The 15,636-nt window shown below is 38.7% G+C and carries 9 protein-coding genes, 1 tRNA gene and 1 pseudogene; 6 read left to right on the top strand and 5 right to left on the bottom strand.

Annotated elements, in window-relative coordinates; all coding sequences use genetic code 11:
• Positions 1-3: 3 nt before the first annotated feature.
• From dsrB to mgtA, 3 genes are all read left to right on the top strand, one after another.
• Positions 4-195 carry a protein DsrB gene (gene dsrB, locus ACLPIE_RS18715; protein WP_430263226.1) on the top strand — a complete coding sequence of 64 codons (192 nt, stop codon included), beginning with the start codon at positions 4-6 and terminating at the stop codon, positions 193-195.
• 423 nt (positions 196-618) lie between these two features.
• Positions 619-1,317: an MgtC family protein gene (locus ACLPIE_RS18710; protein WP_430263225.1), complete on the top strand. Its 699-nt coding sequence runs from the start codon at positions 619-621 to the stop codon at positions 1,315-1,317.
• 152 nt (positions 1,318-1,469) lie between these two features.
• On the top strand, positions 1,470-4,172 hold the full coding sequence (gene mgtA, locus ACLPIE_RS18705; RefSeq protein WP_430263224.1) for a magnesium-translocating P-type ATPase: 2,703 nt from the start codon (positions 1,470-1,472) through the stop codon (positions 4,170-4,172).
• 183 nt (positions 4,173-4,355) lie between these two features.
• Here mgtA and ACLPIE_RS18700 read toward each other — a convergent pair whose 3' ends face one another.
• Positions 4,356-4,664, bottom strand: a complete 309-nt coding sequence (locus ACLPIE_RS18700) for a DUF5339 domain-containing protein (protein ID WP_430263223.1) — start codon at positions 4,662-4,664, stop codon at positions 4,356-4,358.
• 1,053 nt (positions 4,665-5,717) lie between these two features.
• Between ACLPIE_RS18700 and fliZ the strand changes: the two genes are divergently transcribed.
• Positions 5,718-6,233 carry a flagella biosynthesis regulatory protein FliZ gene (gene fliZ / locus ACLPIE_RS18695; protein WP_430263222.1) on the top strand — a complete coding sequence of 172 codons (516 nt, stop codon included), beginning with the start codon at positions 5,718-5,720 and terminating at the stop codon, positions 6,231-6,233.
• A gap of 170 nt (positions 6,234-6,403) precedes the next feature.
• On the opposite strand, the gene putA is transcribed toward fliZ, so the two are convergent.
• Positions 6,404-10,384 carry a trifunctional transcriptional regulator/proline dehydrogenase/L-glutamate gamma-semialdehyde dehydrogenase gene (gene putA / locus ACLPIE_RS18690; protein ID WP_430263220.1) on the bottom strand — a complete coding sequence of 1,327 codons (3,981 nt, stop codon included), beginning with the start codon at positions 10,382-10,384 and terminating at the stop codon, positions 6,404-6,406.
• Positions 10,385-10,909: 525 nt separating this feature from the next.
• Here putA and putP point away from each other — a divergent pair.
• The gene (gene putP, locus ACLPIE_RS18685) at positions 10,910-12,394 is read left to right on the top strand and encodes a sodium/proline symporter PutP (RefSeq protein ID WP_430263219.1); all 1,485 of its coding nucleotides are present in this window, start codon (positions 10,910-10,912) and stop codon (positions 12,392-12,394) included.
• A gap of 68 nt (positions 12,395-12,462) precedes the next feature.
• Here the strand turns inward: putP and cycA are convergent, their stop codons facing one another.
• Positions 12,463-13,863 carry a D-serine/D-alanine/glycine transporter gene (gene cycA / locus ACLPIE_RS18680; RefSeq protein ID WP_430263218.1) on the bottom strand — a complete coding sequence of 467 codons (1,401 nt, stop codon included), beginning with the start codon at positions 13,861-13,863 and terminating at the stop codon, positions 12,463-12,465.
• A 255-nt stretch (positions 13,864-14,118) separates the two neighbouring features.
• Between cycA and ACLPIE_RS18675 the strand changes: the two genes are divergently transcribed.
• Positions 14,119-14,194, top strand: a tRNA-Lys gene (locus ACLPIE_RS18675).
• 14 nt (positions 14,195-14,208) lie between these two features.
• Here ACLPIE_RS18675 and ACLPIE_RS18670 read toward each other — a convergent pair.
• Both ACLPIE_RS18670 and ACLPIE_RS18665 read right to left on the bottom strand, forming a co-directional pair.
• Positions 14,209-14,573, bottom strand: a pseudogene (locus ACLPIE_RS18670) (tyrosine-type recombinase/integrase); the annotation flags it as partial.
• A gap of 259 nt (positions 14,574-14,832) precedes the next feature.
• A complete protein-coding gene (locus tag ACLPIE_RS18665) occupies positions 14,833-15,159 on the bottom strand; it encodes a hypothetical protein (RefSeq protein WP_430263217.1) in 327 nt (108 codons plus the stop codon).
• Between the last annotated feature and the right edge of the window lie 477 nt (positions 15,160-15,636).

Below are 15,636 nucleotides of genomic sequence, written 5' to 3'. Positions count from 1 at the left end.
TTTATGAATATTAATGATCGTGTTTATGTCAAAACCGATGGACAAGAACGTAGGGAAGGAACAATCTTATTAATTGAGCCTTTTAATGAAGGAGTGATGTATTTAATTTCATTGCCAGATTACCCTGAAGGGATTTGGTTTTTTAATGAAAAAGAAGGACTTGAAGGGACTTTTGTTACCCCTGTAGAAAAGTGAGGCTTTAATTAATTTTAAATTAATTAACACATTGTTCTTTACTTAATAAATTTCCCCACCTATACTCCACCCATCTTTTATTTAGGAGATCATTACTTGGACAGTCAGAGTTGGAATAAAAACTTAATTTAACGGCAAGCCAGTAATCGTCTTTTCTTTTCACTGCTTGCCATTTAGGCGGGCGGTGTCTGATGTTCCTCATCACACATACACCCTTATTATATTTACGAAGTATTATTCTATATTGAGTTAGATAGCGTATTACTGTTGTATTGAGTGTGTATTATGTTGGTATATATTTATTCTCTATTTCCTCCAGGCAATAGCTAATGACCCTTGAGTAATCTATTTACTCAAAACATGGCTATATGCTTTTTATTAAGCATATAAATTGCTATCCAAGTTATTTTTTGGAGGATTATTATGCTTTTTTCTCCTGATATTTTGAATCTTCTTTCTGCTATGTGCTTTGGTGCATTAATTGGTGCTGAGCGTCAATGGCGCCAGCGTATGGCTGGCTTGAGAACGAATGCACTCGTTGCAACAGGTGCTGCGGTATTTATTTTAAGTTCAGTGACAACTTCACCGGATAGCCCTGGTCGTATTGCTGCCCAAGTTGTATCAGGGATAGGCTTTCTTGGCGCTGGCGTGATTATGCGTGAAGGCATGAATATTCGAGGTTTGAATACGGCAGCAACCCTTTGGTGTTCTGCTGGGATCGGTGTTTTATGTGGCCTTGGCCAATATTCATTGGCAATGATGGCAACATTGCTCATTTTGTGTGCCAATATTTTGTTAAGAGAAGCTGCGGCGCGTATTAATAAACAACCACAGCAACAAGCACTTGATGTTGAGCAGCGCTATAAAATTCGTGTGATGTGTCATCAAAATGATGAAATTTTAGTTAGAACGCTTATTTTGCAAGCAATTAATGGTTTGCACATTCGTTTACGATCTTTAAGTAGTGCGGATACCTTAAAACCAGAACAACTGGAAGTGTGTGCTGAATTTTTAGCGACACCGGTAGAGCAAAAAGAAATTGAAGCATTGGTATGCAGGATCAGTCTTGAACAAAGCGTGAGTGCTATCAATTGGAAAGTGGCATCAGAGCTACCAGCTTGATTGCGAAAAATTAACTGACAAAAGGAGCCGAAATGGACGACCACCCTCCATCTTGGAGTAGAAAATTGGGGCTATCCAACTGATAATTAAATAGTCTTACTTTCAGTTGGATAGCGTAAACAGGATACAAGTGTTGTATTAGAGACAACGTTATGACTGAAATAAGGCATCAACGCAAAAGCGTTAAGACACCTGCACGCCAAAAATTTATTGTTGGTGAACAGGCAGGTAAAAGCATTGAACAAGTTTTGAATGAGTATCAAACAAATTTATTAGGCCTATCTGAAAACGAGGCGATGGATCGTCTGGTATCGGAAGGTGAAAATGAAGTTGCTCATGAAAAAGCCCCTCCAGCTTGGAAGCAACTACTCGCTTCTTTTAAAAATCCTTTTATCTTTGTCCTTATCGTACTAGCGGCAGTTAGTTTTTTTACCGACTATCTTATTCCTGAAAAGCAAGGGGAAGAGACTGATCTAACCGGTGTTATGATCATTGTGACCATGGTTTTGCTCAGTGGATTTTTGCGTTTTTGGCAAGAGTACCGTACTAATAAGGCTGCTGAAGCGTTGAAATCGCTAGTGCGAACAACCGCTACAGTATTTCGCCGTGATAACAGAACAGGGCGTTCTACTCGCAAAGAAGTACCGATTAAATGCTTAGTTCCGGGTGATATCGTTTTGTTATCTGCGGGAGATATGGTTCCAGCGGATTTAAAACTTGTAGAATCAAGGGATTTATTTATTAGCCAAGCGATTTTGACAGGGGAATCTATTCCTGTTGAAAAATACGACACTCTGGCTGATGTTTCTGCCAAAAGCCTAGATCCTGTTTCACCAACAGAAAACGAATTATTAGAAATCTCCAATATTTGTTTGATGGGAACGAATGTTACCAGTGGAACGGCTCGTGGAATTGTTGTTGCGACGGGAGCTAAAACTTATCTAGGTTCACTGGCAAAATCCATTGTTGGTAGCCGCGCACAAACCTCATTTGATCGCGGAGTTAATAGTGTTAGCTGGTTATTGATCCGCTTTATGTTAGTTATGGTACCCATCGTTTTACTAATTAATGGTTTTACAAAAGGGGATTGGTTTGAAGCTACACTTTTTTCACTAGCAGTAGCTGTTGGCTTAACACCTGAAATGTTGCCCATGATTGTCAGTTCGAATTTAGCCAAAGGGGCAATTGCGATGTCTAAGCACAAGGTGATTGTGAAACGGCTAAATGCGATTCAAAACTTTGGAGCAATGGATGTTCTGTGTACCGATAAAACGGGAACTTTAACGCAAGATCGAATTATTTTAGAACATTATTTGGATAGTAATGGGCAGAAAAATAGTAAAATTTTGCAGTTGGGATGGCTAAATAGCTTCCATCAAAGTGGCGCTAAAAACATGATGGATCAGGCAATTATTCGTCGTGGTAGAGGCAATAGCGAAGTTGAACAGTTAAAAGCATTTCAAAAAATTGATGAGTTACCATTCGATTTTATCCGACGTAAGTTATCAGTGACAGTTAGGACACCGGAAGGAGAATCCTTACTAATTTGTAAGGGAGCTGCTGAGGAAATGTTAGCAGTTTGCGATAGTTATCAAGAAGATGGCAAGTCTCGTTTACTCGATGACCAAGCAAGAGAAAAAATTACAGAGCTAGTGAGTGAGTATAATAGGCAAGGATTTCGAGTGTTATTACTTGCCACTCGCCATTTGAATAACGCGGAAGCCAGCTTACCACTCTCTGCTCAAGCGGAACAACAGCTCGAACTGCAAGGTATTTTAACTTTTCTGGACCCAGCAAAGGAAAGTGCCATTTCAGCTATTGCAGCGTTACGTGAAAATGGCGTCACAGTTAAGGTGTTGACCGGTGATAATGCCATTATTACGGAAAAAATTTGCCATGATGTGGGACTCAATATTAGCGAAATTATGACGGGGTTAGAAGTTGAAGCCTTGTCAGATGAAGAGCTGAGCCAAAAGGTGGAACAGGTTTCGGTTTTCTGTAAATTAACGCCATTGCAAAAATCCCGTATTTTAAAAAGATTACAAGCAAATGGGCATACAGTTGGTTTCCTCGGTGATGGTATCAATGATGCGCCAGCCTTGCGTGATGCGGATGTGGGAATTTCTGTAGATACTGGAACTGATATTGCTAAGGAATCAGCAGACATTATCTTACTTGAAAAAGATTTAATGGTTCTGGAGCAGGGAGTTATCAAAGGAAGGGAAACTTTTGGTAATATTATTAAATATCTAAATATGACCGCCAGTTCCAACTTTGGTAACGTATTTTCAGTATTAATTGCTAGCGCATTTATTCCATTCTTACCGATGTTAGCCATTCACTTGCTAGTTCAAAACTTGCTGTATGATATTTCCCAGCTTGCGTTACCTTGGGATAGAATGGATAAAGAGTTTTTAAAGCGTCCTCGCAAATGGGATGCGAAAAATATCGGTCGCTTTATGATTTGGATTGGGCCGACGTCATCTATCTTTGATATTACGACTTTTGCCTTAATGTGGTATGTATTCCAAGCAAATAGTGTTGCACATGAAGCACTTTTCCAATCGGGCTGGTTTGTTGAGGGATTGCTTTCTCAAACATTAGTTGTCCATATGTTAAGAACGCAAAAAATACCGTTTATTCAAAGCACTGCGGCATTGCCTGTGATGTTAACAACAGGGTTAATTATGGCGTTAGGTTTGTATATTCCATTCTCACCATTTGGTGAAATGATTGGGTTACAACCATTACCAATAGAATATTTCCCTTGGTTAGCATTAACACTTGTTAGCTATTGCGTTGTTGCTCAATTGATGAAACAGTTTTATATCAAACGGTTTGGGACTTGGTTGTAAGTTAGCTGAAAATGTAAGAAAACCAAGGATGGTTTCTTTATTTTTATTACTGAATTGCTTATTTTTATTTTTTTGTCGGTGTTTAATTAATGGATGGTAATTTAAGGCAGAATAAATTATGTTGATACCAATAAAAAGAGCCACATGTGACTCTTTTTATTTTTGCAAACTGATCTAGACTTATTACAGGCCTAAAGCAGATTTCATTTGTTTCATTGCATCAATACCTTGTTGGCAAGCTTTATCTTGCTGATCTTTAGGCAGTGCTGCGACTTGTTTTTTACCTTCTTCCAGCTGATCTTTCATTGCATCTAACTGAGCTTTTGCTTGCGGGTTTTCAGAAGCTTTAGCAATTAAGCCATCAACTTCAGCGAAATACGCATTACATGTTTCAGTTGCGCCTGCAACTTCAGCTTTTTTTTCTTCTTCTGAACAAGCAGTGATTGTCAGTGCCAATAACCCCATACCACAAGCTAAAATCAACTTTTTCATAATCAACCTTATTAAAATTATTTATTTATATAGCATTTAAAGTATATAAGAGATGTTTTTAATATCAAACATGACAAATCCTAAAATAATATATTATTTAAAATGTTAATTTTGAGTCTTAGTGGCGTATAATATCGTTTCTTTGCGTTATTTTGGATATATGAAGTTAGGCTTTATGCTATCTAATTATTTTTCATGTAATTAGGAATAGTAGAAAATATTTTTATTTCTGAAAGTAGAGCATATTGTTGTATAAAGTAAAGAAAGGGATGCTTAATACAAAGAGCAATCGAAACGGTGAGTAATGGTGAAATAGGGTCAGTAAATTGTGGCTTAAGTCAATAAATTTTTCATCAAAATTATATTTTAGTTTATTAGTCTGGGGAGTGCCTTAATTTAAATAATCATATATAACATTTTCATAGGTGTTTATAACATTTATGTATATGAAGAAAAGGGCCTCACTATTCATATATTGTGTAACAAAATATTTACGTGTTACTGATAAGTTTGCACAATGAGATATTAACAGAATCAATTGCTGTACATTTAAGATGCAACTATAGATGCAAAAAGTGAGCTGCATCACAAATTCATCAATAAATCCTTTTTATGAGTATAAGTTTGATTTTTAAATCAAATTTTCTTTGTACGAATATGAAATTATCAGGTAAAGTCTTTGCCCCTAGCGCAATCTAAGCGGTAGTATCGTTTTATTGTGGGTTAACGGTATGTGTACAGAGTTAACGCTAATTAGGTTAATTAAGGTTGACGCTAAATCAAATTCGTACCAAAATTGTCTCACCCTAGAAATTCGCCAAAGAGCGAGAGACGGGTTAGAATACATCTAACAAAGGGTAATAACTTTTCTTACCATACATTTTTAGGAGGATTATTCTCCTAAAGAGAAAGTAAGAGAATGAGATACGGGTAAACCCGTATTTCTATGCAACATAGTAGACTTTTATTAATGCTATGGGCATATCATGTAGGTAACTTGATAATATCTAGTTACAATTTTATTTTTAGACTTACACACAGGGCGTTACCATTATGTCTGCTTCTATTGTAAAGAAACGGCCACTGAGTCGTTACATCAAAGATTTTAAACACAGCCAAACTCATTGTGCACATTGCCACAAAACTCTTGATCGTATCTCTTTGGTTTTCAACGATGACATCCTTAATAAAGAAGCTATCGCTGAAATGACTGAATTGGTTGATGAAAGTACTTGGGGGGAGCTGCAAGATAAATTCACTGCGCTTTGTCGTTTTTGTAGTGAAATTTATTGCAATAGTGATACTGATTACTTTGATATCATGTCATTTAAACAGTATTTATTCTTACAGACTGAAATGAGCCATAGTACTGTTCGCGAATACGTTGTTCGATTACGCCGTTTAGACGAACTGTTATCTTCATCTAATTTTTCAATGAAAGAATTTACTGCAAGTAAAATTCAAGAACAATTAAGTGAAAAAATGACAGATTCTGCATTTAGTAATTACAATATTGCTTTACGTAAGTACGAGCAATATTTATTCTGGGAGTCAGAAAAAACTCAATGATTTTAATAAAATAGTGAAAATAAATGTCAATTAATTTTACTATCATAAAATAAGAAATTGGTGCCCTTAAGGGCACCTTTTGTTTTTTTGGTATTAATAAACAGTTTTTAAAATTAAACAGTGAATATAAAACCTGGCCTCAATTAAAAGTGAGAACAGGTTTTTTAGTGTTATCCAATAGTCATTAAGCTAGCATTACCACCTGCTGCTGCTGTATTCACACTTAATGAACGTTCATGAACTAAACGCTCAATTAATAAGTTTGTTTCACCACGTTCGAAGCCTTGTACTGAAATAATGGGGCCTTTACGTTGTGCAATTGCTGCGCAAACCTCTTTCAATTGGTCGCTATCACCATGATAAATAACACCTTCGATTGGCTCTTTGGTTTTTTGCCAATCTTTAGTCAGTGATATGGTTTTTCTCACTTTTTCAGGCAACGACTTATAGAGTTTCTGGTGAATTTCACTATCAGGCCATAAAGATTGACAGCCAGATGATAGGACACCAGCGAGTTGAGTTAGCGTGTCTTTTTCATTATCGCTAATACATAAGATTAAACCGCGAGGGCGAAGAGTGTAAGTATTACGCTCTCCTGTTGGACCTGGCAGAACTCGAGTTGTACCTGCTTGAGTATGACGAGAGAATAATTCAATGACTGAAGGAGCGATCAACGCTTCTTGCTTTTGTGCCCACTGAGTGAAGGCTTCAAAAGATAAAAGTAAATCATTGCGTGCACTTGCATCCATCGGCAAATGACTATCTTGTCTTTCTAAGGTATTTGAAATGGCGCTATCTGGGCGTTCACTGAGCAATCGGTAGAGGTATAATGGGCCTCCTGCTTTAGGTCCAGTACCGGATAAGCCTTCTCCACCAAAAGGTTGCACCCCGACAACGGCACCAACCATATTTCGGTTAACATATAAGTTACCAACTTTGGCTTTAGATACAACTTGGTTAATGGTTTCATCAATACGTGTATGTACGCCAAGAGTTAATCCGTAACCTGCTGCATTAATTTGATTTACGAGTATTTCTAGTTCTTCACGCTTAAAGCGGACAACGTGCAGAACAGGACCAAAGACTTCTTTTTTCAGCTCGCTGACATTATCGAGTTCGATTAATGTTGGTTTTACATATGTGCCTTCGGCTTGCTCTTTTTGGTCATCACTGTTTTCAAAGGCAGCTTGGAACACCATTTTGCCCTTACTACGCATTTGCTGAATATGTTGATCGATATTGTTTTTAGCTTCACGGTCAATGACGGGGCCTATATCAGTATAAAGGTGCTCAGGATTACCCATGCGGCATTCTTCCATAGCGCCTTTTAACATGCGAATGGTTCTATCAGCAACATCGTCTTGAATACATAAAATACGCAGGGCAGAACAACGTTGGCCTGCGCTGTCAAATGCGGATGCGACAACGTCAGTCACAACTTGTTCTGTCAGAGCAGAAGAGTCAACAATCATGGCATTTAAGCCGCCTGTTTCTGCAATTAGTGGTGTCGGGCGGCCTTGTGCATCTAAGCGGCCAGCAATGTTACGTTGAAGTAAGCCTGCAACTTCGGTTGAACCTGTAAACATGACACCACGAACTCGTTTGTCACCGACTAATTGAGCACCAATCGTTTCTCCTTTGCCGGGTAAAAATTGTAATACATCACGAGGAATGCCTGCCTGATGCATGATGGATACCGCAATTGCACCAATTAATGGTGTCTGCTCCGCTGGCTTAGCTAGCACGGTATTACCCGCTGCAAGTGCTGCTGCAATTTGCCCTGAGAAAATAGCTAATGGGAAATTCCAAGGGCTGATACAAACAACAGGTCCTAATGGGCGGTGAGTGTTATTGTCAAAATCATTTTTAACTTGTGTTGCATAATAGTTTAAGAAATCAATGGCTTCTCTAACTTCTGCAATGGCATTATTGTAGGTTTTACCTGCTTCACGCACTAACACATCAAGCAGTGGTTGTAACTGTTGTTCCATTAAATCAGCGGCACGTAGCAAGATTGCAGCTCGCTCGGATGGTGGGGTAGCGAACCAGATGGTACCTGCATCACTCGCCACATTTAAGGCATGTTCAGCTTCTTGTTCCGTGGCCTCACGAACCTGGCCGACAATATCTTTATTGTATGCAGGGTTAATAATTGCGATGGTTTCGGGCAATGGCTGTGAAGGTTGGTAATCTCCACCTAACAAAGGCGCTGCGATTTTTTGTTGCATCGCAGCACTGAGTAGGGCGCTAGATAGCGATGCTAAGCGGTGTTCATTCGATAGATCAAGTCCCATTGAATTGACACGATCTTGACCATATAAGTCACGTGGTAATGGGATTTTCGGGTGAGGTAAGCCAACTTGTCCTTCAGATTTAGATAATTCAAGGACATCTTTTACCGGATCAGCGACTAATTCGTCTAATGGAATGGTTGCATCTGCAATACGGTTAACAAAGGAAGTATTGGCGCCATTTTCTAATAATCGACGAACTAAATATGCCAACAAGGTTTCATGAGTGCCCACTGGTGCATAAATACGACAAGGACGATTCAGTTTACCGTCAGCAACTTTACCGACAACTTGTTCATACAGTGGCTCACCCATACCATGTAGGCATTGGAACTCATACTGCCCAGGGTAGTAGTTTTTTCCTGCAATTTGGTAGATAGCGGATAAAGTGTGAGCGTTGTGCGTTGCAAATTGTGGATAAATTAAGTTAGGTACTGACAGTAATTTTCGAGCACATGCAATATAAGACACATCGGTATAAACTTTTCGAGTATATACCGGATAGCCTTCTAGGCCATCAATTTGAGCACGTTTGATCTCGCTGTCCCAATAAGCACCTTTTACTAGGCGTATCATTAACCGGCGTTGGCTACGTTCAGCTAAATTAATAATAAAATCAATGACAAATGGACAACGCTTTTGGTAGGCTTGGATAACAAAACCGATACCATTCCAACCTGCAAGCTGTGGTTCAAAACACAATTTTTCGAGTAAATCCAAAGAGATTTCTAAACGATCAGCTTCTTCCGCATCAATATTAATGCCAATATCGTATTGATGTGCCTGTAATACTAAAGATAAGAGGCGTGGATAGAGTTCATCCATTACACGTGAATATTGTGCACGGCTATAGCGCGGATGCAGTGCCGATAATTTAATGGAAATTCCGGGACCTTCATAAATGCCACGCCCATTTGATGCTTTACCAATAGCATGGATCGCTTGTTGGTAAGAAACCATATAATCTTGAGCATCTTTTTCTGTTAGTGCGGCTTCGCCTAACATATCGTAAGAATAACGAAAGCCTTTATCTTCAAGTTTACGCGCATTAGCCAGTGCTTGAGAGATTGTTTCTCCTGTCACGAACTGTTCGCCCATCAGGCGCATCGCCATATCAACACCTTTACGGACTAAAGGCTCTCCGCTTTTACTAATTATACGGTTGAGAGAGGTTGAGAGCTTGGCTTCGTTGTGAGTAGAAACGAGTTTGCCGGTAAATAATAGTCCCCAAGTTGCTGCGTTGACAAACATGGAGTTGCTTTGGCCTAAGTGTGATTGCCAATTACCATTACTGATTTTATCTCGGATTAGTGCATCACGAGTGGCTTTATCTGGGATACGCAGTAAAGCTTCTGCAAGGCACATTAGTGCTACGCCTTCTTGAGAGGAAAGCGAAAACTCTTGTAGTAATCCCTGAACTAAACCTGAGCGGCCAATCCCGTTTTTTTGATTGCGTAATTTTTCTGCGATTGAATAAGCGAGTTTATGTGCAGCTTCTGCTTGGTCTATTGGAAGCTGTGCTTGTTGTAATAACATAGGCACAGCTTGGGTTTCAGGTATTCGATAAGCAGAAGTAATTGCGGAACGTTTCACGGATTGTGGTAAAATATGCTCTGCAAAATCTAAGAAAGGCTGATAGTTAGATTCGACCGCGGTGTCTTCATCGGTTTGATTTTCTTTTGCGTCGACACTGGCAGATAGTTCAGGGAGGAATTGGCCGTTATCAAGTTGTTCTAGGTAATTATAAATAGCTTGTTTGATAAGCCAATGTGATGTGCGGTCAAGACGTTGAGCGGCATTTTTAATGCGTTCACGAGTTGCTTCATCAAGTCTCACACCCATAGTTGTTGTGCTACTCATCTTAATTCCTCTAATTCGCAGGTCGTAATAATCGAAAAGTTATACCACAGTATCCTAATGTTGCAACTTTGTGCAACATTGTTAATTAATCCTTATGGAGGAAATGTGAAACAAGTCGAAGTTTTAGAGAGTAAATATTATCAATTAAATTAATGTTTATTTATTTTGTATGTTTTTCATATAATTATAACCTTTTAATGGTTGTGGGAATAATTAATCTATAGTCTGATTATTTGATTTGAAAATTTAACATTTGTGATGTGGGTTTTATTTATGGGATAAAAAATAGTTAATTTCTTGTTAATTTAACATGAGACTGTCTAGGATGGAGTCACTAAATTATTCAGTTAGTGCAACACAAGCAGTGCAACACAAACAATCACAACCTACTTGGTGTTCATGGCAATAAATTAAAAATGCGCAATTAAATATGTGCAATAAAGTGTAACACCATGAGATTACAAGTTATCACCGACAATTATAAAGATAACTAACAATTATTAAGCTACTCAATGGAGAAACCGGATGAATGTAAGCACCCCGATGATCATCATGTTCATCGTATACATTACTGGCATGTTATTAATTGGCTATTTAGCCTATCGTTCCACAAAAAACTTCGATGACTATATACTGGGTGGACGAAGCCTAGGAAGTGTGGTGACGGCATTATCAGCAGGCGCTTCGGATATGAGCGGTTGGTTACTGATGGGGTTACCAGGTGCTATCTTCTTAGCCGGTATATCAGAAAGCTGGATTGCAATTGGTCTTAGCTTAGGTGCATATCTTAACTGGCTATTTGTTGCTGGACGTTTGCGCGTGCAAACGGAAAAAAACAATAATGCATTAACATTACCTGATTATTTTACTAGCCGTTTTGAAGACAATAGTAAGATCCTACGTATCATTTCTGCGGTTGTTATTTTAGTTTTCTTTACTATCTATTGTGCATCAGGCGTGGTTGCTGGTGGCTTGCTGTTTGAAAGCACATTTAACATGAGTTATGAAAAAGCGATGTGGTTAGGGGCGTTAGCTACCATCGCATATACCTTCCTTGGTGGCTTCTTAGCCGTTAGTTGGACGGACACCGTTCAAGCGACACTCATGATTTTTGCGCTGATACTGACACCGGTAGTGGTTATCCTATCTCTCGGTGGTATTGATACTTCACTTGAAGTCATTAAAGCCAAGAATCCAGAATATCTTGATATGTTTAAGGGCATGAATTTTGTTGCTATTCTTTCATTATTAGGCTGGGGATTAGGTTACTTTGGCCAGCCCCATATTTTAGCGCGTTTTATGGCGGCAGATTCCCATCTAACTATTCGTTCGGCACGACGTATTAGTATGACATGGATGGTGTTGTGTTTGTGTGGCACCATTGCGGTAGGTTTTTTTGGTATCGCTTATTTTGAAAATAATCCTGCCTTAGCTGGTGCAGTGACTAAAAATAATGAGCGAATTTTCATGGAATTAGCGGGGATCTTATTTAACCCTTGGATAGCTGGGATTTTATTATCAGCAATATTGGCGGCAGTAATGAGTACGTTAAGTTGTCAGTTATTAGTGTGTGCAAGCGCGCTGACTGAAGACTTATATAAGCCATTCATTCGTAAAAAAGCGAGCCAAAAAGAATTGGTATGGGTAGGGCGATTCATGGTATTGCTCGTTGCGGCTATAGCCATCTATATTGCTCGAGACCCTAATAACAAGGTATTGGCTCTGGTGAGTAATGCATGGGCTGGTTTTGGCGCTGCGTTTGGTCCGGTTGTTTTGATATCGGTTATGTGGAAACGAATGACTCGCACAGGAGCCTTGGCTGGGATGCTAGTAGGTGCTGTGACAGTGTTGGTTTGGATGAAATATAAGTGGTTTGATTTATATGAAATTATTCCTGGTTTTATCTTTGCAACAATCGCTATTATTGTGATTAGCCTGTTAACTAAAGCACCGAGTGCTGCGGCACAAGCGCGTTTCGATGAAGCAGAAGCAGAATATAAATCCCATTAATGGATTGTAAATAAAAAAGGCCGAATAACATGATGTTTATTCGGCCTTTTTGTTTTTAAATCAGCAGGTTAATTTGCTTTTCTGCGTTTTACTATTTGGTAACCGATAAATAAAACGATAAACCAAACTGGAGTTGCAATAAGCGCCTGTCTTGTATCATGTTGAAATGCTAGTAATATCACCATGAACGCAAAAAATGCCAAACTTAGCCATGACATTATAATCCCTGCGGGCATTTTGTAATGAGAGGCTTTATGCATTTCTGGACGTTTTTTGCGAAAGTTCAGATAGCTGTATAAAATCATACTCCAAATAAACATAAATAAGATGGCAGATACCGTGGTTACTAAGGTAAATGCGTGCATGATATTTGGAATGAAATAGATAAGAACAATACCAAAACTTAGACAGATGCAGGTAAAAATGAGCCCAGTTGCAGGTACTGCTTTTTTGGATAATTGACTAAATTGTTTCGGAGCATCTCCCTCTTTAGACAATCCAAATAGCATCCGGCTGGTGGAAAATACACCGCTATTGGCTGATGAGGCCGCAGAGGTTAGTACCACGAAGTTAACAATACTTGCCGCCGCGGGTAGGCTGATAAGCACAAACATTTCAACAAATGGGCTCTTATCCGCTAAGATAGTACGCCATGGTGTCACTGCCATAATGACAATCAGCGATAAAACATAAAAAGCGATTATCCTGATAGGGATGGCATTAATCGCTTTAGGTAATGATTTTTCTGGGTCCCGTGTTTCGGCAGCAGCTGTACCTACTAGTTCAATGCCAACAAAGGCAAAGATAGCAATTTGGAAGCCAGCAAAGAAGCCACTGATCCCCATCGGGAACATGCCACCATCATTCCAAATATTGCTTAATGATGCAGTGTGCCCTGCTGGAGATTGGAAACTCACGGCAATTAAGGTGCCGCCGACTGCAATTAAGGCAACAATAGCGATTATTTTTATCATGGCGAACCAAAATTCGAGCTCACCAAATAACCTAACTGAGACTAAATTTAGTATTAGCAGGGTAAGCACACAGATAAAAGATGTCGCCCATTCAGGGAAATCAGGTGCCCAGAAACTGACATAAGAAGTAATGGCGATAATATCAGCAATGCCGGTGATAACCCAACAAAACCAATATGTCCAACCAACGAAAAAACCTGCCCAAGGGCCGATTAAATCAGTAGAAAAATCACTAAATGATTTATATTCAAGGTTAGAAAGCAGAAGCTCCCCCATCGCTCGCATAACGAAAAATAGCACGAAGCCAATTATCATATAAACGAATATTATCGAAGGACCTGCAAGTGAGATAGTTTTGCCTGACCCCATAAACAGGCCTGTTCCAATTGCGCCGCCAATTGCAATAAGTTGTATATGGCGGTTGCTAAGGCTACGTTTTAATTGGTTACGATCAGCATTGTGCTGAGTGGGGGTTGATGTCACATTTTCTTCCATACTGTAAAATGTCCGTAGTAATTTGTTATGATTGACCACAGTATTTTTTTAATTTTGTGGTTATGTTTGCGTGAAATATTGTGACACAAATCTCAGTTCGAGAAAGGAAAAGTTACCTTATTCGAATTAGATCGGTGTTTATTCAATCTATAGTTATCGTAGGTTTAACATTTGCAACTAAAAATTAACTTACACTATAAAAATAGCAGAATAATATTGACTGTAGCAATTGATAGGCGTTAAATATTTCGTATTGGGTTGTTAGCTCAGTTGGCAGAGTAGGTGACTCTTAATCACTCGGTCGTGGGTTCGATCCCCACACAACCCACCAGTATTTTCAATGAGTTATGAGCGTGCCGCAGAACTTATACTGACTGTATGGGACGTATTTGGGACGCAGCCATTGAAAACAGCATCAATTTGTTTGGCGTGTTCAGCTAAATGGTCGGGTGCTAAATGAGCATAGCGAAGAACCATTTCGATACTTTCCCATCCCCCCATTTCTTGCGATGCTGATAACGGCACAGTGACTTGAATTAACCAACTTGCTTAAGTGTGTCTCAAGTCGTGAAATTTGAAGTTTTCTATTCCATCGCTCTTTAGGACTGACTTCCAAGAGCTATTGTTATTAACTCTTATTTTTTTACTTTAGCCGTCATAGTTCCATAGGCTTTACAAGTAGCTTTCTTATGAATAAATACCCTAGTATGCGCTATAGTTGATTGGAAAAAAAAGAAAATGCGAATGCTCAGGCATACACATTTCGCAAGATTTTCCGTAAGAAATACGCTTATCACCTTCATGCTATTAAATAATATCTACAAAAAATGATAAATGCACAAAAATAAGTGGAAACCTCCCACAATGTTTTATCTTTTATTTTAAACTAATGTGCAAATATAGCCTTCCAGCCATGATAATAAAAGAAAGAACAACCTGCTTCGGTAGGTTTTTCGTTATGAGCATCGTTCAAGGGTATACCCATGATTCGGGTAATTCATAAATACAACATTCATCATCCATAACTTTAGCATTTAGTTTTTTGGCAATTTCTAGCATTTTTATATAGAGGGTGGTATCAGGCCATTTGCTATAAATATTACCATTGTACCAATCAAGCCAAGGTTCTTCGTAGCTGCTATTACCGAGCCATAAAGCATTAAATTCACCGTTAATAGCATTTATTTTTAGCTCTGGGTCTTGTTCAACAAGAGCTAGCCACTCATCGCTACTGATTGGATTGCTTTCACTATCAAACCAGCATTCAGCGCGAGTAATATGAAATTCTACACCCATAAAGTCATCCTTATTAAATTAGTGAAAGTAAAATATCACTTAAATACATAATCGGAAAGTGAGTTTTGCTTCAATTTGCATACTCGCTAAGCTAACATTACTGAAACTAATTGATGGGAGTGAATCCGCTTTATGCATTGATTGGCGTAACGATATCATATTTACTCCCAATATTAATGGTGGCTTCTATTGATGCCTACCATAACAAAATCCCACTATTTTTTTCATGGCAATGAAGATTAAAGTGTCAATTATTTTGTTCAATTCACTGATTAATAATACTATTTCTAAGATTAAGTAAATAAATGGCGCTTGTTATTGCAGATTTAAACCCACCCTTGGGCTTAATACCGATCAGTTAAGAACTAAATAATAGGTTGAACGATCCTACAGTTCTGCAAAAATCCGTAATCATCCCAAGATTACGGATTTTTTTATGTTACTTAGCCAAGCTCTCGAGACTGTTCAGGCTTTCTC

It is taken from the genome of Providencia sp. Me31A (assembly GCF_050487165.1).
Classification (GTDB): Bacteria; Pseudomonadota; Gammaproteobacteria; order Enterobacterales; family Enterobacteriaceae; genus Providencia.
This window is presented reverse-complemented; position numbering and strand designations above follow the sequence as displayed.

Bases quoted from the DNA above. Each gene is read 5' to 3' on its own strand.
- dsrB (WP_430263226.1), top strand. From the start codon at position 4: ATGAATATTAATGATCGTGTTTATGTCAAAACCGATGGACAAGAACGT.
- ACLPIE_RS18710 (WP_430263225.1), top strand. From the start codon at position 619: ATGCTTTTTTCTCCTGATATTTTGAATCTTCTTTCTGCTATGTGCTTT.
- mgtA (WP_430263224.1), top strand. From the start codon at position 1,470: ATGACTGAAATAAGGCATCAACGCAAAAGCGTTAAGACACCTGCACGC.
- ACLPIE_RS18700 (WP_430263223.1), bottom strand. From the start codon at position 4,664: ATGAAAAAGTTGATTTTAGCTTGTGGTATGGGGTTATTGGCACTGACA.
- fliZ (WP_430263222.1), top strand. From the start codon at position 5,718: ATGTCTGCTTCTATTGTAAAGAAACGGCCACTGAGTCGTTACATCAAA.
- putA (WP_430263220.1), bottom strand. From the start codon at position 10,384: ATGAGTAGCACAACAACTATGGGTGTGAGACTTGATGAAGCAACTCGT.
- putP (WP_430263219.1), top strand. From the start codon at position 10,910: ATGAATGTAAGCACCCCGATGATCATCATGTTCATCGTATACATTACT.
- cycA (WP_430263218.1), bottom strand. From the start codon at position 13,863: ATGGAAGAAAATGTGACATCAACCCCCACTCAGCACAATGCTGATCGT.
- ACLPIE_RS18665 (WP_430263217.1), bottom strand. From the start codon at position 15,159: ATGGGTGTAGAATTTCATATTACTCGCGCTGAATGCTGGTTTGATAGT.